The sequence below is a fragment of the Acinetobacter sp. YH12155 genome (genome assembly GCF_013418255.1).
Classification (GTDB): domain Bacteria; phylum Pseudomonadota; class Gammaproteobacteria; order Pseudomonadales; family Moraxellaceae; genus Acinetobacter; species Acinetobacter indicus.
In genome coordinates this window covers 25,925-44,136 of sequence record NZ_VPCK01000007.1, presented here as the reverse complement: position 1 = coordinate 44,136, position 18,212 = coordinate 25,925, and the positions used below count along the sequence as shown (strand labels likewise).

The 18,212-nt window shown below is 43.1% G+C and carries 19 protein-coding genes; 7 read left to right on the top strand and 12 right to left on the bottom strand.

What is annotated here, in order from left to right:
* Positions 1-274 precede the first annotated feature (274 nt).
* The 3 genes from FTU86_RS06675 (at position 275) to FTU86_RS06665 (ending at position 3,378) form a co-directional block, all read left to right on the top strand.
* Positions 275-1,261, top strand: coding sequence for a triacylglycerol lipase (locus tag FTU86_RS06675; RefSeq protein ID WP_180048360.1), 987 nt, complete (start codon positions 275-277; stop codon positions 1,259-1,261).
* A gap of 87 nt (positions 1,262-1,348) precedes the next feature.
* Complete coding sequence (locus FTU86_RS06670) at positions 1,349-2,323, top strand: triacylglycerol lipase (RefSeq protein WP_104488271.1); 975 nt, start codon at positions 1,349-1,351, stop codon at positions 2,321-2,323.
* A gap of 71 nt (positions 2,324-2,394) precedes the next feature.
* The gene (locus FTU86_RS06665) at positions 2,395-3,378 is read left to right on the top strand and encodes a triacylglycerol lipase (RefSeq protein WP_180048361.1); all 984 of its coding nucleotides are present in this window, start codon (positions 2,395-2,397) and stop codon (positions 3,376-3,378) included.
* A gap of 62 nt (positions 3,379-3,440) precedes the next feature.
* Here FTU86_RS06665 and rplS read toward each other — a convergent pair whose 3' ends face one another.
* The 12 genes from rplS to ispH form a co-directional block, all read right to left on the bottom strand.
* Positions 3,441-3,815 (bottom strand): 50S ribosomal protein L19, encoded by a 375-nt coding sequence (gene rplS, locus FTU86_RS06660; RefSeq protein WP_168406100.1) that lies wholly within the window; start codon positions 3,813-3,815, stop codon positions 3,441-3,443.
* A 173-nt stretch (positions 3,816-3,988) separates the two neighbouring features.
* Positions 3,989-4,738, bottom strand: coding sequence for a tRNA (guanosine(37)-N1)-methyltransferase TrmD (trmD, locus tag FTU86_RS06655; RefSeq protein ID WP_180048362.1), 750 nt, complete (start codon positions 4,736-4,738; stop codon positions 3,989-3,991).
* A 26-nt stretch (positions 4,739-4,764) separates the two neighbouring features.
* Positions 4,765-5,313, bottom strand: coding sequence for a ribosome maturation factor RimM (gene rimM, locus FTU86_RS06650; RefSeq protein WP_016658481.1), 549 nt, complete (start codon positions 5,311-5,313; stop codon positions 4,765-4,767).
* A gap of 28 nt (positions 5,314-5,341) precedes the next feature.
* Positions 5,342-5,599 carry a 30S ribosomal protein S16 gene (gene rpsP / locus FTU86_RS06645; protein ID WP_004809941.1) on the bottom strand — a complete coding sequence of 86 codons (258 nt, stop codon included), beginning with the start codon at positions 5,597-5,599 and terminating at the stop codon, positions 5,342-5,344.
* 142 nt (positions 5,600-5,741) lie between these two features.
* Entirely contained in the window at positions 5,742-6,224 is a 483-nt protein-coding gene (locus FTU86_RS06640; protein ID WP_180048363.1) for a type IV pilin protein, read from the bottom strand.
* On the bottom strand, positions 6,212-6,676 hold the full coding sequence (locus FTU86_RS06635; RefSeq protein WP_180048364.1) for a type IV pilin protein: 465 nt from the start codon (positions 6,674-6,676) through the stop codon (positions 6,212-6,214). The genes FTU86_RS06640 and FTU86_RS06635 overlap by 13 nt, the downstream gene beginning before the upstream one ends.
* Positions 6,677-6,685: 9 nt before the next feature.
* On the bottom strand, positions 6,686-10,429 hold the full coding sequence (locus tag FTU86_RS06630) for a PilC/PilY family type IV pilus protein (protein ID WP_180048365.1): 3,744 nt from the start codon (positions 10,427-10,429) through the stop codon (positions 6,686-6,688).
* 16 nt (positions 10,430-10,445) lie between these two features.
* The gene (locus FTU86_RS06625; RefSeq protein WP_180048366.1) at positions 10,446-11,273 is read right to left on the bottom strand and encodes a pilus assembly protein PilX; all 828 of its coding nucleotides are present in this window, start codon (positions 11,271-11,273) and stop codon (positions 10,446-10,448) included.
* The gene (locus FTU86_RS06620) at positions 11,273-12,217 is read right to left on the bottom strand and encodes a PilW family protein (protein WP_180048367.1); all 945 of its coding nucleotides are present in this window, start codon (positions 12,215-12,217) and stop codon (positions 11,273-11,275) included. Before FTU86_RS06620 ends, FTU86_RS06625 begins: the two co-directional genes overlap by 1 nt.
* On the bottom strand, positions 12,217-12,738 hold the full coding sequence (gene pilV, locus FTU86_RS06615; protein ID WP_180048368.1) for a type IV pilus modification protein PilV: 522 nt from the start codon (positions 12,736-12,738) through the stop codon (positions 12,217-12,219). The genes FTU86_RS06620 and pilV overlap by 1 nt, the downstream gene beginning before the upstream one ends.
* Entirely contained in the window at positions 12,735-13,169 is a 435-nt protein-coding gene (locus FTU86_RS06610; protein WP_180048369.1) for a Tfp pilus assembly protein FimT/FimU, read from the bottom strand. Before FTU86_RS06610 ends, pilV begins: the two co-directional genes overlap by 4 nt.
* Positions 13,170-13,332: 163 nt before the next feature.
* The gene (ispH, locus tag FTU86_RS06605) at positions 13,333-14,283 is read right to left on the bottom strand and encodes a 4-hydroxy-3-methylbut-2-enyl diphosphate reductase (RefSeq protein ID WP_180048385.1); all 951 of its coding nucleotides are present in this window, start codon (positions 14,281-14,283) and stop codon (positions 13,333-13,335) included.
* 135 nt (positions 14,284-14,418) lie between these two features.
* Here ispH and gmk point away from each other — a divergent pair, with 135 nt between their 5' ends.
* The 4 genes from gmk to FTU86_RS06585 all read left to right on the top strand — a co-directional run bounded on the left by gmk (position 14,419) and on the right by FTU86_RS06585 (position 18,178).
* Positions 14,419-15,042, top strand: a complete 624-nt coding sequence (gene gmk, locus FTU86_RS06600; protein ID WP_045795273.1) for a guanylate kinase — start codon at positions 14,419-14,421, stop codon at positions 15,040-15,042.
* Positions 15,043-15,118: 76 nt separating this feature from the next.
* The gene (gene rpoZ, locus FTU86_RS06595; protein ID WP_005013174.1) at positions 15,119-15,400 is read left to right on the top strand and encodes a DNA-directed RNA polymerase subunit omega; all 282 of its coding nucleotides are present in this window, start codon (positions 15,119-15,121) and stop codon (positions 15,398-15,400) included.
* Positions 15,401-15,623: 223 nt separating this feature from the next.
* Positions 15,624-17,723: a bifunctional (p)ppGpp synthetase/guanosine-3',5'-bis(diphosphate) 3'-pyrophosphohydrolase gene (locus FTU86_RS06590; protein WP_104498093.1), complete on the top strand. Its 2,100-nt coding sequence runs from the start codon at positions 15,624-15,626 to the stop codon at positions 17,721-17,723.
* 71 nt (positions 17,724-17,794) lie between these two features.
* Positions 17,795-18,178: a RidA family protein gene (locus FTU86_RS06585; RefSeq protein WP_005180461.1), complete on the top strand. Its 384-nt coding sequence runs from the start codon at positions 17,795-17,797 to the stop codon at positions 18,176-18,178.
* Positions 18,179-18,212: the final 34 nt, after the last annotated feature.

The window sequence follows — 18,212 nt, the reverse complement described above, 5'->3', positions numbered from 1 at the left end:
AAAAAATAACCGAATGGCTAATGACGATTTCAAGAAAACTGTTTATTTATGCTAAACAATGGATTTTAAAATTACTAAGCCCTTATAAAAACAGTAATTTTTGATAAATTTTGGCCTGAAATGACATATTTGCAGGCAGGTTGCCTGGATGAGTAGTCATCATTCCATATAAATCGAAGACATCATCACATTTTTATGCAAAGCACGACAAAGGAGGAATTTTTGACAGGTGGTACTGCATCAATAAAACAAAAAATGAAATGAAGGATCAGTCATGCATCATTTAAAACAAAAAACCACATGGGGTTCAGCCCTGTTACTTGCGACAGCCCTGTTTGGCTTAAGCACACCCGTACAGGCCGAACCGGGCGTCTTGCAGGTTCAGGAACGCGCCATCAGCCATTATGCCCAAACCCGATATCCAATTGTCATGACCCACGGCTGGCTTGGCTGGTCGCGAATTGGCAATGAAACTTTCAATATGGATTACTGGTACCAGATTTTGCCCGATCTGGCGCGTCACGGCGCCACTGTGTTTGCCGCACAGCTATCTCCGGCACATCAGACCGAATTTCGTGGTGAACAGCTGATTCACCAGGTGGAAGATGTGCTGGCCATTACGGGCAAAAATAAGGTCAATCTGATTGGTCACTCGCATGGCGGCCCGACTGTACGTTATGTGGCGGCGGTCAAACCTGAATATGTGGCCTCGGTCACTGGTATTGGTGGTACGTTCCGTGGCTCTAAAGTGGCCGATGATATTCAAAACAGTACGGCACTGCGCACTGTCTTCAATCTGGTCGGTGACTATATGATCGCCCCGCTCATCAGTTATGCCCAGTTACAGCCGGATATGCCCATCAACTTTGATGCCTCGATGAAATCCCTGACCGAAACCGGTTCTGCTGATTTTAACCGCCGTTTCCCGACCACGGCACTGGCAGCAAACTGTTCTCAGGCCGGCGCTGAAGTTGATCGTGGCATCCGCTACTACTCCTGGACCGGCACTGCACAAGCCACCAATCTGCTGGATATCGACACCATTCTGATGCAACTCGGGCCGCTGTCGTATGGCAACAGGGACAATGACGGCATGGTGGCACGTTGCAGCTCGCATATTGGCAAGGTAATTCGTGACAACTACAACCTGAACCATACCGATCTGGCCAATATGATGTTCGGACTGACCGGCCGCTTTGCCCCGGATCCGGTGGCACTGTTCCGTCAGCATGCCAATCGCCTGAAACAGCAGCAGCTCTAGACTTTTAAATTGCCTTGGTGACAAGGCTGAACACCGTACAGATCGTGAGCGGTCTGTACTCACAAGAACAAGACTGAGGATTTAACAATGAAATATGGATATCTCATCGCCGGTCTGGCCGCTACCGTATTGAGCGGCACCACACAGCTGCACGCCTCAAACAGCACCCAGGTCAAAGCACCTTTTGTTAGCTCGCAGTATGCCAAAACCAAATATCCGATTGTATTTAGTCATGGTATGAGTGGCTTTATTACCCTGGGGACCGACAATTTTGGCCTGGATTACTGGTATCAGATTCTGCCAGATCTGGCGCGCCACGGCAGCAATGTCTGGGCCACCCGGGTATCGCCATTTAACTCCAGTGAGGTTCGTGGCGAGCAGCTGGCACAGCAAGTCGAGGAAATTCTCGCTGTGACCGGTGCGGGCAAAGTCAACCTGATTGGCCATTCGCATGGCGGACCAACCATTCGTTATGTGGCCGGGGTAATGCCAGACCAGGTAGCATCTTTAACTGCGGTGGGTGCACCGAATAAAGGCTCGCCGGTGGCCGACCTGATTTTAAAAGCCGAAGGCACACCGGTTGAAGGGCCATTGGTTGGTGCAGTCAATCTGGTGTCCAAAGCCATTACCTGGGCGCAAGGTTTGGACCCGAACAGCTTCCCGCATGATTCTCTTGCTGGCGGCAGCAGTCTGACCCTGGCCGGCTCGGCCAAGTTTAACCAGAAATTCCCGCTAGGGATGCCAACCACGGCCTGCGGTGAAGGTGCCTATAAACAGAATGGGGTTGTGAATTATTCCTTTACCGGTATTGGTACGGTCACCAATATTCTGGACCCCGACTCTGCCCTGAAAATCACCAGCTTGCTGATTGATGGCGGCAAAGAAAATGACGGTCTGGTCTCTCGCTGTAGTGCCAAGTTTGGGAAAACCATCCGCGATGACTATAACTGGAACCATTTAGATGAAGTCAATCAGTTTCTGGGTCTGAAAGCCGTATTCGCCCCCGATCCGGTCAGTGTCTACCGTCAACATGCCAACCGTTTAAAACAGCAAGGCTTGTAAACTTAAGGATGATCTGCCCTGCTCTTTTGAGCAGGGTTTTTATTTTTGATGATGAAGAAAAATGGAATTTTATGAAAATAAAAATTTTACTTACGCTTATGACAACTGTACTGTGCTGTGGAACGGCACTGGCACAAGACAGCCATGTGATTAAAGCCGAAAGCAAACGGGTGACCTCGACTTATGCCCAAACCCAATATCCGATTGTATTTGCCCATGGCATGGTCGGGTTTAACCGCATTGGTACCGATACCTTGGGCATGGACTATTGGTATCAGATTCTACCGGATTTAGCCCGTAACGGCAGCAATGCCTGGGCAGCACGGATGTCACCGTTTAACTCCAGTGAAGTCCGGGGTGAACAATATCTGGCCCAGCTCCAGGAGGTGATGGCCATCACCGGAGCGAAAAAAGTCAACCTGATTGGCCATAGTCATGGGGCACATGCGGTGCGTTATGCCGCAGGTGTAATTCCTGACCAGGTGGCCTCGGTGCTGACCGTCGGTGGTGCCAATCAGGGTACCGTGGTGGCTTCCGACGTGATGAAATTTGCTGATCAAACAGGAAGCTCTGACCTGTTAAATGTGCTGATCAGCAGTTTTGGTAAAGTGATCATGTGGGCACAAGGCCTGGACGCCAATACATTTCCGCATAATGCCTTAGCTGCAGGTCATAGCACCTCGATTGAAGGAACCGCGGAGTTTAATCAGCGTTTTCAGTTGGGCTTATCCTTAACGCCCTGTGGTGAAGGCAAATATCAGGATCAGGGTATTGCTTTATATTCAATGACCGGAAATACGCAAGTCACCAATCCACTGGATGTTGGTGATGCTGCTATGAAAGTCCTTAATTTAATCTCGGCCCATAAAGGCGGTGCCAATGATGGCATTGTCTCGGTCTGTAGCGCCAAATTTGGTAAAACCATTCGGGATGATTTTCCATGGAATCATCTCGATGAAGTGAATTTACTGTTCGGTTTAAAAGGTACTTTTGCTCCAGACCCGGTCGCGGTCTATCGCCAGCATGCCAACCGGCTCAAACTGCAAGGTCTATGAACCAGTCTACAGCCATAAAAAAATGCGCCATGGGGCGCATTTTTTCAACGAGATAAAACTGATTAAGCTTCAGTTTTACGCGCTGGTAACTTTTCACGAATACGTGCAGCTTTACCAGACAATTCACGTAGGTAGTAAAGTTTAGCACGACGAACGTCACCACGACGTTTCACTTCGATTTTAGCAACGATTGGTGAGTGAGTTTGGAATACACGCTCAACACCAACACCGCTAGAAATTTTACGTACTGTGAACGCAGAGTTCAAACCACGGTTTTTCTTAGCGATTACAACGCCTTCAAACGCTTGTAGACGTTCACGGTCGCCTTCTTTAACTTTTACAGAAACAACTACTGTGTCACCTGGTGCAAAAGCTGGGATGTCTTGTTTAAGCTGAGCATTTTCTACAGCTTGTACTAAAGGATGCTTACCGCTCATGGGGTATCTCCAATATGTGCGAGTTAGAAGAGGTCTAATCATCGCTGGGGCTAGAGGCTAAAGCGCATAGACCCGATTGACTTTCCCTTTATGCTTGACCGCTTCAATGCATAAAGAGCCTATTTAAGTACTTAATCCGAAGATCAAGCTTTTCATTGTGCGCAGAGCATAAATTAAGCTTTATGTTCTGGCAAATCTTTTAGCCATTTTTTTTGCTGTTTAGTCAGCTCGACTTGTTCAACCAATTCAGGTCGACGTTCAAGTGTACGCTGATAACGCTGCAAAAACCGCCATTTTTCAATATTTGCATGATGACCTGATTTCAATACCTCAGGCACATCCAAACCTTCAAAATAGTCAGGCTTTGTATATTGCGGGCAGTCTAACAGACCATCCACAAATGAATCTTGCACATGGGATTGTTCATCAGACATTGCACCCGGAAGTCTCCGGATAATACTGTCCAATAACACCATCGCAGGCAGTTCACCGCCCGATAACACGTAATCTCCAATCGACCATTCCTGATCGACATATTTCTGGATTAAACGTTCATCGACACCTTCATAACGGCCACACAGCACAATCAATCCGTCATATTGAACAAATTCTTGTACAGCGGGTTCATTTAAGGTTTGACCTTGTGGTGACATATACACCACGGGTACGTTGACCGCACCTGCTTCATGAGCAAGTTCTTTGGCACGGTGGATTGCTTTTGCCAGTGGCTCAGCCATCATTACCATACCGGGACCACCACCAAATGGACGTTCATCCACTCGTTTGTAGTTACCCTCAGCATAATCGCGAGGATTGATACAATGAATTTGCATCAACTCACGTTGTGCTGCGCGCCCGCTAATACCGAAACGTGTAATCGCTTCAAACATTTCAGGAAAAAGCGTAATGACTGCAAAAAACATCGCAGACTCCCGTATTTCCAAAAATATTAGTAATCTACGCCCCAATTGACATAAATACGACCTGTTTCGAGATCAACGCGTTGTACCACATCTTTATGCCATGGAATCATACGCTCTTCACCATCAATGCTGTCAGCAGTTGCGCGAACCACCATCACATCGTTAGCGCCTGTTTCAAACAGTTCGTGGATTTGACCGAGATTAACTTCCTGTTCCTCATCATCCAGACCTAACACGGTTAGACCTTTTAAATCAGACCAGTAATACTCATCCACACCTGCTTGCGGCAGTTGCGATTTTGAAATCCAGATATTTGCACCAACCAGACCGTCTGCTGCGGTGCGATCGCTCACACCTTTTAAGCTGACAACCAGGCCTTTGCCATGTGGTTTCCAACGTTTTACATCGACAGTTTGCCAACCTGCTTTGGTCTCAATGTACCAAGGCAGGTAGTCAAACATGTTGCTCATGGGTTCTGTATTGGAATAGACCCAGAGCCACCCATTTAATCCATATGCTGAACGTAACTGTCCAATCTGAATACGATCTTCGGGTACATTCTGTGTTGGTGTCATGGGCTACCTACTACTTAATTCTTTAAAATTATGCAGCAGCTGCAGCTTTCTTCGCTTGAGCAGCTAAAGAAGCAACACGTTCAGAAGGTTGAGCACCTTGTGCTACCCAGTGAGCAAAACGGTCAGCATCTAAACGAAGTTTTTCTGCTTTACCTTGCGCTGTAGGGTTGAAGAAACCGATACGTTCGATGAAACGACCGTCACGTGGATTGCGGCTATCAGTTACAACGATTTGATAGAATGGACGCTTTTTAGCACCACCGCGAGTAAGACGAATAACTACCATGATACAACCTTATAGTTTTTACGGATTATCCCTGTACCGACCATCGATACATTTCAAACCCCTTTCATAGAGGGCAGTATTTTACGCGAAGTTTGCCCTGAATGAAAGATCAAAAATTGCTTGGCTACAATTTTGGATTTAGTTAGCGGCCGTCCCAGTTTGAAGATGCTGTGAGCCCAGCCAAGCATGCTGCACTTGTAGCTGTGGTCTTAGACCAGAAACGTTGACCAGATTCATTTATACAATTCACTCCATTTCCAGCTTGAGTTCCTATTGGAACAGCTGACAGAGTCCACTTAGTTGGAAATTCACCTTTAGTTGTATCAAAGGTGGTAAAATTTAAACTCAGGGTATATAGACCATTTTGTGAAGTAGGGTTAATCGATGGAAAACCCACATCCGTTAAGGTAATCGCTGTTGTATCCGTTTTTTTATAATGGAAATTTGTAACCTTGTAACGCTGTAATCTAGAAGCGATTTCTATTAGTTCCGCTTGCACTTCAACACGTTTAGTTTTTTTTACATATTCTTGATAAGAAGGATATGCAATTGCTGCCAAAATTCCAATAATGGCAACTACGACCATCAATTCTATGAGGGTAAAACCATTTTTCAATCTGTCCATGCATCCCCCCCATTACAATCCAAATTAATTGTACTTCCCTGTTTTTTACATCTTTTTCCTAAATTATTCATTACAAAACTATTTAATTTAGGTTGAGTACTTGCAGCATTTGCAACAATGATCCACTTTCTACCGGTTACTCCAGTATCTGTTAGTTTTTTACTTGTAAGATCACCATCTACAACAGAGATAGTGTACTTTGCAGTTACTGCTGTTGCATTTTTAGGCCAGTAAGTTAAGTCTGCTGGCAAACTATAACCTACATAAGTAAATTGACGCGATTTATGTTTTTCTAAATCAGTTGCAATCTGCTGCATCATTTGGCTTACACCGGACTCGTCTGCTCTACGCGCATATTGTTGATAACTCGGTAAGGCAATTGCTGCTAATACTGACACGATAACCACTACCACCATAAGCTCGATCAGAGTAAAACCTTTTAAACTATTCATGCAAGTTCCTTAGTTTTTCTCATACCAGCTCAGTGGTGTTAGTTTAATCTCTGACTTATATAAGGCTGCCAATAATTTATTAGATGCAGGATTACGACTATTAATGGGAGCGACAATACTACGCGTGTTTGCACTACCATCCGTACCACCACCTAAAGTTATACCTAAAATACCTTTACCCAAATTTAAAGTATTTTGAGCAACTGTTTCTCCATTTGGACATTGGCCATACGGCATACAGAAGCGATGTGCCTCACTTCCTCCATAAATACCAGCACCACATGCTTCTGTAGTACCTACAGCTTCCGCGTCGAAAGTAGTTACGTATAAATCATTATCAACAACAATAATATCTCCCTGTACTTTCTCTACTGCTTTACGACCTGTAGATGAAGTAAATTCGTAATACCAACCTTTTTTACCCGTAAAATCGATTTTATTTGCAGGTTGTGGATTTGGATTAGATGTTGTTGCAGTAGGTTTAACACCTAATTCTCTATTCGTATCATTTACAATTGCTAATGCAGATGGAGTCGTATCTCGTAAAACATAAGTATATGTCGATGGAATATCCTTTTTCACGACATCTGTATCAAATAAATTATAAATTGCGTCATTAGGCAATGATGCATTTAATGCTGCAGTTTCACCACTCACAATATAATTATTATTGACGATTTTACCCAATAAAGGGTTACTTCGGTTCCCCGACCCAATACTGACTACAGCATAAATTCCATTGGTACCATTATAGACACTAAAGCCAGGTGCCTCATAAAAACGAGGACTTAAGCCATTAGCTTTATGGACATCTAGTATACGGATAATATTATTTGCAAAACTTGCTTTGGACGCTGCGATTGCACTTGCTTGTTGCGAAGGCGTAGCTGTAGAACTGATATTCAGCACCGGATGTGAACTGTTTAAATCAACCCTAAAGACTTGCCCACCTAAGTCACCAAAATATAAATGGTCAACATCACCGTCCCCATCACGGTCTATCGTTTTAATTTGACTGACAATACTATATTTTAGATCGTCACCATCCCCTTTTGTTGCAGACTCATACGTTGACCATAAAGGTTCACCAGTATTTGCATCAAACATAAAGACGCCTGCACCAACTCCACTAGTTTGATCATAATTAAATGTTTCGTATCCGGAGTCATAACCTCCGCCAACAAACATTACCAAGCGACGTTTGCCTTCCCATTGCACATTTGTAATGACAGGTTTTGACCAGCTTTGCCCCATTTTAGCTAAATGTGAATAAGAATAAGAAGTAATATTAGTTCCGTCTTCTTTTTTTGCTGACGTGTATACTTTTGAACTTGTTGGATCAATTCTAAATTTAATTGTTGGTGAACTTATGTCTGTGAGATCCAAAGCATAATAACTTCGACCTCCCATTCGCATCCCGCCATAAACCCATTGCTTTCCTAATCTGTCTCCATCTTTGACATAAAACTTATCATCTGTACTATTGTAAACATATTCAGTATGAGCAACCCATGGACCATCCACACCATAGTACAGTTGACTCATACCGTTCGTACCTGATTCTTTCTCGTTTAGCAAAGCAAGTGGTTGATTACTTAACGTTTCCTGTGGAACAAATACGAATTCCTCTTCACCACCAGTATAACTATTGCCTGTATCCGACTCTGCACCGGCTTTAACTACATGTAATGCACCTTGAGTTGTTCCAAAAAGTAAATAATCTTTTCGAGCTGTAGTATCAACATTGCTGCCTTGAGTGACTTTACCTTCTTGTGTCAACAATATAGGAGTCGAATGCATAATCGCCCCTATGTTTCTCAACGTTTTACTTGGGCTAAGCGTAGTTAAGGATGTGGTATTCGTTATAGCGTTTAACTCAGTTAAAGTTAGGTCATATCCTAGTAATCCGAGCAAATACTTACGATTCGTTAAGTTAGTCTTAATAAAGCTTTCAGTCACAGTATTTAAAGTAGTATCTGAATTTGTTAAAACCTTACGATTGAATCCATTTACCGTTGTGCCTTTTAACTTTAGTTTACTTAACATACCACCAAATGCTAATAATTCAGTCTCTGAAGAGGCGATATTTTTGACCCACAAATCTTTTGTAGCCGTATTTAACTGTCCATTCGTGTCGTTAAAAACTTTAAGCCCATCTTTATCTTCTAAAATTGAATTCACAACTTTGTATTTTTTTAGATTTCCGCTCCAGAGCTGGAAAGTTTCAGAAGGCTGTGGTTTAAATTGTGGAAAATAAGCATAAGGCTGCACTGCTATTGTATTAAGTGAATCTTGTGGAATTGTTGCTGTTCCTGTTGTAATTGCAGGAATTGCGACTGTTACACTATCCACGAAGTCTTTTACACTTTTTACAACGTCTGTGGTATTGGCTGCACTATACCAACCTCCCCCTCCAATAACCGATGCCTTAGCTGCCTCTAATGCATTACTTCCTGCACTAAATAAATTTCGTAAATCAGTTTGATCACCAGCTATCGGGCCACTACCTGAATATTTATAAGTGGTAGCAGGGTCATAAGTTGCCGCGCCAAAACTAAACTCATTACCAAAACCAACAACTGCCGTCTTAATTTCAATATTTTTGGTATTTTGCTTTAGTTTCAATTTTTCAGCTATTGTTGTTACACAAGGCCAAGAAGAACCACAATTAGTTGAAGTAGTAGATGTAGATAAATATCCATTAATTGCAGTTCGTGCAGATGATGTACTGTCACTCCATGGCTCACCATCCGTTAAGAAATATACCCCATAACCTGCACATGCAGCTTCTGAACCTGTTGGCATATTTGCCATTAAGCCAGCAGCACCTGTCGCATAAGCATGTGCAATAGGTGTACCAGATGAGTTTGAATAACCTGTAATTTCTTCTAATAAAGTTGTTCTGTTAGCTTTATTTAATACTAGAGGCGTTCGCGTAACACTAGGATTTGGAAAACGAGTAAATCCAATTGAAGCTGTGTCTCCTAATGGGGTGATCGACGTTGTTTGATCATCTACTTTCGAATTACCAGCAATTAGATCGTACAAACTTTTTTTCAACATCGTCACACGATCTGGACAACTATATTTTTTTCCTTCTTCAGTCGTTCTACTATTCCAAGTAATAGTTGTGATATCCCTTTTCCGTTCATTTACATAAGAATTCCAACCACCACTCGACTTCGCGTCATAATAACTTCCTTCACTTTCTGAAGTTTCAGAATCACTTAGATCAGTATTAATATCTGAAATGACACAAGATTTATCAATTTTTTTTTGTAAGGCATCACTTAAATTTGAATATATATTAACATCTGTAGTAGTCATTGAGTCAGTCAGTGTATCTCTTGATTTCTGTGAACGAGAAGCCTCATACCAAGCACTATTTGAATTTGAACTTCGTTTATAAACAACTGTTGTCACAGTTTTGACTTGATTTGTCTTATATTCTTTTGTTTGGCTTTCTTTAACCCAACAATAAGTGCCCGAGAAACTATGAGGTGACCCATTCCAAGAAGTTGAAACAGTTTTACTTTCTGAACTACAATTTCTCCCATTAAAGAAATCTGATTTCACTGGACTAGAACCTCGCATTGAAGTCGAAAAGTCCAAAACCATCATCAAATAAGCACCACCTTGTGTAGGAGCCTTATAAATTTCAATGTCACTTGCATAAACAGTTGCAGTATGACTAATTAAAGCAGCACTTAGCGCTGAGAGTGCAAAAACTGATGTTTGGTTAATTTTTTTCATTTTTCATACCTCAGTATTATTTAGCCAAGTTTTGTTGCAATGCATACGTAGAAACTTGAGTATGTACCGGAACAGCCAAACCATTTAAACATGCAGACACCGTCTTCTTTGCAAGTTCTAAATTTGAAATCGTAGTAGGGTTTTGCGCACCTGCCCCTGTTGTCGGTTTTGCTTTTTCAGTGACTAGATCAATATCAACTTCTGCAATTTTAGTGCTCGGAATACTGTTGAAGTGTTGTTTAAAACAGTTATCAATGCTTGTATTAGATACGCTAGAAGGCGCTAAAGCTGGAAATATTGTAGTTGCATACACTGTATATAACTGACCCGGATCAATTTTTGCACTATCAGGGTCTGTCCCTTTTTGCATGTAGGCAAAAGCGTCCAGATTGGTGACATCCGCTGCTTTAATCGCGATTTGTGTCATCACCGTTTTACGACTGGAGCTGAAGAAACCATCATTGATTTTACAAAAACCATTAACACCCAATCCTGTATTATCCACAGAATTTCCATTCCAATTAATTAAACTCGCACGGCTTAATTTAAAGAAATCAGATTCGGATGCCTTATAACAAAATACCAATTCCTTACCAATATTGTCTTCACCTTTGATATAACCAAACATGCCGTTAATCGCCATATTTTTCTGAATATTTTCCGGATTTTCAATTTGGAATAAAGCCGTATCTGAACTCTGCAGCATGAGTTGTTGAGCTTGGCTCATGGTGCTTACTTTTAAAGATGTAATACTAGAACGTATTGCCAAGCTACCAATAATCGTAATTGCGATAAGCAATAATAGTACGGTAATAAGCGTCACCCCCTGTTGATGATGTCTCATTAGCGATCTCCCAAAGCATTGCGTAGAGCTATCGTCTGCATGATTGGTGCTCTAATATATTTTCGTGGCTGAGCATCTTTTACTTTCACATCCAGATTAAAAACTTTGAATGTTTGATTATCAGGTATAACAGTATCAGTTGTAGGCTGAGTAGCACGTGAAATGACAGCCAACTGTACTGCTAAAATTCTTGGTTTTGTAGCAGTGAGCGCATCATATTGTTCTAATGTTAAGTATCTTCTTTGAATTGTTGTACCAGTCGTCATATCAACTAAAAACCGCACTTTAAATAAATCTACACGCTTTAAAATAATCTGCCCTGCGCTATATATGCCTGTATTTGCAGAAGCAAGCGCTGTATTAGCGGTTAAATTTGACGAGTAACGACTTGCTGCGCATACCAATGATTTTTTTAATTCATCAGTCGTTTCATGACTTTCGACATTACTATCCAATCGAACAAAATACCTTTCAACAATATAGATATCTGTTGTAGTGATCTCAGTCCCTCCACAGTCAAAACCACCAATTTCAGCAGGTTTATATTGAATGACTAATTGATCACTCCTCGCATCAGCAAAAGCATCACTTCCAATACGGGACTGCATATTACTAGAAACCATATTCGACTTAGTCGCAAATTTTGAGGCAAAATCCGCTGGTACTGTCACAAAGCTGCTTAAATTATCTTTATTAAAAACAATACCCGACTTAGCATTCGTTGTATTGATCTGTGCAGACGGACTATTCAAATTAGCCATCCGTATTTGACGTGCAATATAGGACAATCCAAAGTTTTGGTCTTCTTGGACAGTGGCAGCTGCATTTTGTAAACTTAGATTACGCTGACCACTTAAAAACAGCATCAAAGCTGTTGCAACTACGATTAGCCCTAAAGCAATACTGACCATTAATTCAATAAGTGTAAAACCTGTTTGTTTCATTAGTAGATCTCCATAATGAGACATGCAGATTTCACTTGATAAGCGGTACCTTTTGTACAGGCAGTTTCACTGTCAGTCGTGCTATTTCCTGCAATTGTATTATTCCATGCCACATACACACATTGACGATCATGATCACCGGTATTCGCTTTTTGGCATTGCTGAACTGAAATACTCATACCCAATTGACTTGCATAACTTTCGACTTCCCTCGCATCAAAATCTGCTAGCTCATCTGCTGTACACACATCCGTATTTGTTGCCGTAGCACAGCTTTTTGATCCATCTTTTTGTTTCGCAGTGGAAGCAAACTCTACTTTGTATTTTGCCCAACCATCGCGATTGGCACGAATACGCTCTGCTATATCCCGTGCAATATTTATAGCTTGAATTCGTTGTGCACTTTCACCAGTCGCTTCAATTGCACGTGCTTGTAAAATTACAAAGCCTAACACGCCAATAGCGAGTACAACCAAGGAAACTAAAACTTCAATTAAACCCACGCCTTTTTGATTCTTCATGAGGAACAGGCTCCTGCTTCCACTTTCTCAACTTTACCAAACTTATCCAATATTATTTTTATTGATGGACTGGGACGTGTTTTTTGGCACAGTTCAATTTCACTAAAATTAGCCACATAAAACCCTTTAGAGTTAAATTTTATTTGATTATTCGCACTTGTTTTTAATCGCACTGGTGAAGTAGCTTTCCAGTTTATAGTTGAACCAGAATCCATAGCATCTGAGTTCAAATTCAAGGTTACTTCCCTTACATCTACAATTGATTTTGCTCTGGCTTCTTTTAATACATTTATCAACTCTTCTGTATTTTTTTTTAACTTATATTGCTCAATCATGCTAGAAAATGAAGGAGCAGCCATTCCAGCAATAATTGCCAACACCGCAATCGTCACCATTAACTCAATTAAGGTAAACCCCTGACTTTTTCGCATGCTCTCCCCCTAGGCAAAAATGTTGGCCCAGTTAAAATCATACTTATTAAAGTTACAAAACCTACACAGAACAGATAAAAGGCATAAAAAAGCAGATGACTGTCATATCACAATCATCTGCTTATTTTTAAAAGAAAAATTAGACTGTTATCTACTTCTCAGTTTAAGCCTGAGTTACAGGAATACGTAACTCTTTCGGTAAACTAAAGGTAATGTTCTCTTCACGACCAGCAAGCTCGGCAGGTGCCGTTGCCCCCCAGTCCTGCAAACGCTGAATCACCTGTTTAATTAAAATTTCCGGAGCAGACGCACCGGCAGTCACACCAATTTTCGTTTCAGGATTAAACCAGGCCTGATCCAGCTGATCGGCATTATCGACCAGATACGCCTGTTTGCCCATGCGTTCGGCCAGTTCACGTAAACGGTTCGAATTCGACGAGTTTGGCGATCCTACCACCAGCACCACATCACACTGACTGGCCAAATCACGCACCGCATCCTGACGGTTCTGGGTGGCATAACAGATATCATCTTTACGCGGTCCCTGAATCTGCGGGAATTTCTGGCGCAAGGCATCAATCACTTTGGCGGTATCATCAATCGACAGCGTGGTCTGCGTAACAAACGCGACTTTTTCAGGATGACGCACGCTTAAAGCCGCGACATCTTCTTCATCTTCCACCAGATAAATTTCACCACCATTTATCTTATCATATTGCCCCATGGTGCCCTCCACTTCAGGATGGCCTTCATGTCCAATTAAAATCGCTTCAACCCCTTCGCGGGCATATTTGGTCACTTCAATATGTACCTTGGTCACCAGCGGACAGGTGGCATCAAACACTTTCAGGCCACGGCGCTCAGCTTCCTGCTGGACTGCTTTTGATACGCCATGGGCACTAAAAATCACGATATTGTCGTCTGGCACTTCATCCAGCTCATCTACAAAAATCGCACCACGCTGACGTAAATCATCCACCACAAACTTGTTATGCACCACTTCATGACGCACATAAATTGGTGGATTAAAGCATTCAAGGGCACGATTCACAATCGCAATTGCACGGTCCACACCCGCACAAAAACCACGTGGATTAGCCAATACAATTTCCATAGAACCCTCGATATTCATTTCAACTTTTGCAGACAGATGCGAAATTAATGCAAACAAATAGATGCTTAACTATTTTGTTTAAGCCAGCTCTGCTCTAAAATAGAGAAGATATTTTATCATATCAGGAAAAATATCATGTCGGGTCTCTTGTTTGTCGTTTCTGCAGCTTCAGGAACAGGCAAAACATCCCTTGTTAAAGCCCTGCTTGAACGTGTCAACAATCTGCACGTTTCTGTTTCCCACACGACCCGTGGTCAACGTCCTGGCGAACTGGACGGCGTTCATTACCATTTCACCCAGAAACAGGATTTTATCGACCTGGTGCAACAAGGCGGTTTTATTGAATATGCCGAAGTCTTTGGCAATTATTATGGAACAGCCCAAGCCACAGTCAAAGAACAACTGGCCAAAGGTCACGATGTCCTGCTGGAAATTGACTGGCAAGGTGCGCAGCAGGTGCGCAAACTTTTTCCTGAATCGAAACAGATTTTTATTTTACCGCCAAGCCAGTTTGACTTGCGTCAGCGCCTGTCCAATCGCGGCACCGATGCTGTCGATGTGATTGAACATCGCTTAAGCTGTGCAGTAGAAGATATGCAGCAATATGTCAACTTTGACTATGTGATTATCAATGATGACTTTAATAAAGCCCTGCATGACCTGGAAGCCGTGATTATTGCCAACCGTCTGGTGTTAAGCCAGCAGGCCAACCGTCATCAGGAGCTGATCCAGAAGCTGATTACCCCTACAGCACCCTGATTAAAACTTGAGTCTTCAGGCAAAGCACCTTATACTGCACAGTCTGTTTAAATTTACCATTCAAACGAGAACTCTTATGGCACGCGTCACCGTTGAAGATTGTTTAGACCATGTAGACAACCGCTTTGAGCTTGTACTAGTGGCAAGCAAACGCGCGCGTCAATTGGCACGTCAAGGAATTGAACCTACCGTTGAGTGGGACAACGATAAACCTACCGTTGTTGCTTTACGTGAAATTGCAGAAGGCCACGTTTCTAAAGACATTTTGAAACAACGCGATCAGGACTACCAAGCCTCTAGCCTTGACCTCGCACTTTCAGCAAATAACTTGAATTTAGATGGTTTTTCTTTCCAATAAGAAAATACATCCTGAAAAAGCCTAGTTTTTTACTAGGCTTTTTTATTATTTGAACTTTAATATTTGCGCAATAACCGTTATAACATAAGCATCGGAACTCGTAATTACAACGAGCTTTTATTTCGATATTTTCGGTGAAAAAAATTGACAAGTCATGCAATATGTTTTTCATTAGAAGATCAGTTTTTGTGATTGTTACGAGCATTGTAGTTAAAGGTGGTATATGCCAGGCGCAGAGGTCAGCCAAGCCAAACAGCAACTAAATATGATTATCGACGCTTACTTGAGTGAAAGCGATAGCGAGCGCGTGCTTGCGGCCTGTGACTATGCCGATCTGGCGCATGATGGCGTGACCCGTAAAAGCGGCGAGCCTTATATTCTGCATCCGATTGCGGTCAGCTGCATTCTGGCACATATGCGTCTGGATGCCGAAACCCTAATGGCGGCGCTGCTGCATGATGTGATTGAAGATACCGAATTTAGCAAAGAAGATATTACCGAAAAATTTGGCCGTACCGTGGCCGAACTGGTCGATGGCGTGACCAAACTCAGCCATTCCAGCGATAAAGAATACAATAAAGCCGCGTCCTTCCGTAAAATTCTGCAAGCGACCCTGCAAGACCCGCGTGTGATCATTATTAAACTGGCTGACCGCTATCACAATATGACCACTCTGGATGCCTTGCGCCCAGATAAACGCGCCCGCATTGCCCAGGAAACTTTTGATATTTTTGTGCCGATGGCGCGTATTGTCGGTATGAATGAAATGGCCGACAACCTGGAACATCTGTGCTACCAGAATCTTGATCTGGATATGTTCAATAATGTTCAGGCTGCCCTGCTAGAAACCAAGCCGAAACGCTGTGAATATCAGGCCAAATGGGAAAAGAACCTGGCCGAGCTGCTGCAATATCATCAAATTAGCGGCCGGATTAAAAAGAAAAATAACAATATCGAACTGCTCCGTTATTTCGTCAAAAACGACATCGACCTGCAAGAGCTGACTCACAGCCACGCCTTTGAAATTATTCTGCAAAGCATTGCCGACTGTGACCGCTTAGCCGATATTTTACGTGAACATTTTCAGGTGCTGCATTTTGCCGATCATATTCGCCGTCCGTTACCGGGTGGCAACCAGTCGCTGATGCTGCGCCTGAAAGGTGAAGAAACCACCTTATCCTTAACCATTCAAACCGAGCTGATGCGTAAAGCAGCCCGTTTTGGCGTGGTTCTCGGTGAGAATGCACCGCAAGCCTGCCGCTCGGCGATTCAGGCGTCCATGCAAAACCTGAACGTACTGATTGATGGCGCCTGTGCCAAAACCACCTTTAGCGAACTGCTGGATTATCTGCATCAGGAAAAAATCTGGGTTTATACTCCGCATGGCCATCTGCATGAATTACCGCAAGGCGCTACCGCAGTTGATTTTGCCTATTCGGCCAGCCTGTTCCTCGGTAACCATGCGGTCGGTGCGAAAATTAATGGAGAAATCAAACCGCTCTCTACTCCGCTGACCAGCGGCCAGGTGGTGGAAGTGATTACCGATGTACTGGCCACCCCAAACCCAGATTGGCTCAGCTTTATTAACACCCAGAAAGCACGCCGTGCCCTGCAAAACATTCTGCGTGATCAGGATATTGACGAGCAGCGTCTGGTCGGTGAGCAGGCCCTTAACCGTGCCTTAAAACTGTTTAACTGTTCGATTAAAGATTTAAGCGAAGACGACTGGATTAACCTGTTGCAATGGCGTCATATCGACAGTAAAGAACGCCTGTTCGAACAGATTGCAGTCGGTGACCTGTTACCACAACTGGTGGCCAACCATCTTTATTCACAGGACAGCAGCTCGGAAGTTTCGGATCGTCTGATTCAGGGCACCGAAGGCATTGATGTTAAATATGCGCATTGCTGTAATCCGGTACTTGGTGATCCGATTCAGGGCCATTTATCCCGCCGTGGTTTAATTGTGCATCGCGCGCGTTGCCATAACCTGCTGCATGAACAGCATCTGCATCCGGAAAATATCATGCCGCTACAGTGGAACTCGGATGACGTCGATGACGTCAGTTTCACCGCCTATTTATGCATTGATATTGAAATGAATGATGAGCAGATTTCCGACCTGATCTATCAATGCCGTAAGGCCAAGACCGGGGTGGAAATGGTCCGTAGCCACGATGCCAAAACCTATGTCAATATTGTGGTGAATAACCGTAAGCAGATTGCCCAGATTATTCGCGACCTGCGTATGCATTTTGGCTTCCCGCGGATTATTCGTCTGGAACTGCCGCCCAATATTGCCGAAACATCCAAAGCCTGTTAATCATGATACGATAGTCCCGGGCCTGCCCGGCTAATCGTTTATGCTGTCCATACTTATAAAAGGAGAAATCGATGTCCCGCCAAGTGATCCATACTGAAAATGCGCCTGCTGCCATTGGTACATACTCTCAAGCCATTTTAGTTGGCAATACCGTGTACCTGTCAGGACAGATTGGCCTTGATCCTTACAGCATGGAACTGGTTGAAGGCATTGAAGCGCAAATCCGCCGTGTTTTTGACAACCTGAAAGCCGTCTGTGAAGCCGCAGGTGGCACGCTGGCTGATATTGCCAAACTGAACATCTACCTGACCGATTTATCCAATTTCCAGTTGGTGAACCAGATTATGGGTGAATATTTTGCCCAGCCATATCCTGCACGTGCCGCTTTAGGTGTGGCCAGCCTACCCAAAGGTGCACTGGTTGAAATGGATGGCGTAGTAATTATTAATCAATAACTTAGCTGTACAAAAAAGATACCATCGATAAGAT

What these genes read in the sequence shown, in the direction of transcription:
- FTU86_RS06635 (WP_180048364.1), bottom strand. Translation starts at nt 6,676, where the DNA reads ATGAATAGTTTAAAAGGTTTTACTCTGATCGAGCTTATGGTGGTAGTG.
- ispH (WP_180048385.1), bottom strand. Translation starts at nt 14,283, where the DNA reads ATGGAAATTGTATTGGCTAATCCACGTGGTTTTTGTGCGGGTGTGGAC.
- rplS (WP_168406100.1), bottom strand. Translation starts at nt 3,815, where the DNA reads ATGAGCGGTAAGCATCCTTTAGTACAAGCTGTAGAAAATGCTCAGCTT.
- FTU86_RS06625 (WP_180048366.1), bottom strand. Translation starts at nt 11,273, where the DNA reads ATGAGACATCATCAACAGGGGGTGACGCTTATTACCGTACTATTATTG.
- FTU86_RS06620 (WP_180048367.1), bottom strand. Translation starts at nt 12,217, where the DNA reads ATGAAACAAACAGGTTTTACACTTATTGAATTAATGGTCAGTATTGCT.
- FTU86_RS06585 (WP_005180461.1), top strand. Translation starts at nt 17,795, where the DNA reads ATGTCCCGCCAAGTGATCCATACTGAAAATGCGCCTGCTGCCATTGGT.
- rpoZ (WP_005013174.1), top strand. Translation starts at nt 15,119, where the DNA reads ATGGCACGCGTCACCGTTGAAGATTGTTTAGACCATGTAGACAACCGC.
- rpsP (WP_004809941.1), bottom strand. Translation starts at nt 5,599, where the DNA reads ATGGTAGTTATTCGTCTTACTCGCGGTGGTGCTAAAAAGCGTCCATTC.
- FTU86_RS06665 (WP_180048361.1), top strand. Translation starts at nt 2,395, where the DNA reads ATGAAAATAAAAATTTTACTTACGCTTATGACAACTGTACTGTGCTGT.
- rimM (WP_016658481.1), bottom strand. Translation starts at nt 5,313, where the DNA reads ATGACACCAACACAGAATGTACCCGAAGATCGTATTCAGATTGGACAG.
- FTU86_RS06610 (WP_180048369.1), bottom strand. Translation starts at nt 13,169, where the DNA reads ATGCGAAAAAGTCAGGGGTTTACCTTAATTGAGTTAATGGTGACGATT.
- FTU86_RS06630 (WP_180048365.1), bottom strand. Translation starts at nt 10,429, where the DNA reads ATGAAAAAAATTAACCAAACATCAGTTTTTGCACTCTCAGCGCTAAGT.
- trmD (WP_180048362.1), bottom strand. Translation starts at nt 4,738, where the DNA reads ATGTTTTTTGCAGTCATTACGCTTTTTCCTGAAATGTTTGAAGCGATT.
- FTU86_RS06640 (WP_180048363.1), bottom strand. Translation starts at nt 6,224, where the DNA reads ATGGACAGATTGAAAAATGGTTTTACCCTCATAGAATTGATGGTCGTA.
- FTU86_RS06670 (WP_104488271.1), top strand. Translation starts at nt 1,349, where the DNA reads ATGAAATATGGATATCTCATCGCCGGTCTGGCCGCTACCGTATTGAGC.
- FTU86_RS06675 (WP_180048360.1), top strand. Translation starts at nt 275, where the DNA reads ATGCATCATTTAAAACAAAAAACCACATGGGGTTCAGCCCTGTTACTT.
- pilV (WP_180048368.1), bottom strand. Translation starts at nt 12,738, where the DNA reads ATGAAGAATCAAAAAGGCGTGGGTTTAATTGAAGTTTTAGTTTCCTTG.
- FTU86_RS06590 (WP_104498093.1), top strand. Translation starts at nt 15,624, where the DNA reads ATGCCAGGCGCAGAGGTCAGCCAAGCCAAACAGCAACTAAATATGATT.
- gmk (WP_045795273.1), top strand. Translation starts at nt 14,419, where the DNA reads ATGTCGGGTCTCTTGTTTGTCGTTTCTGCAGCTTCAGGAACAGGCAAA.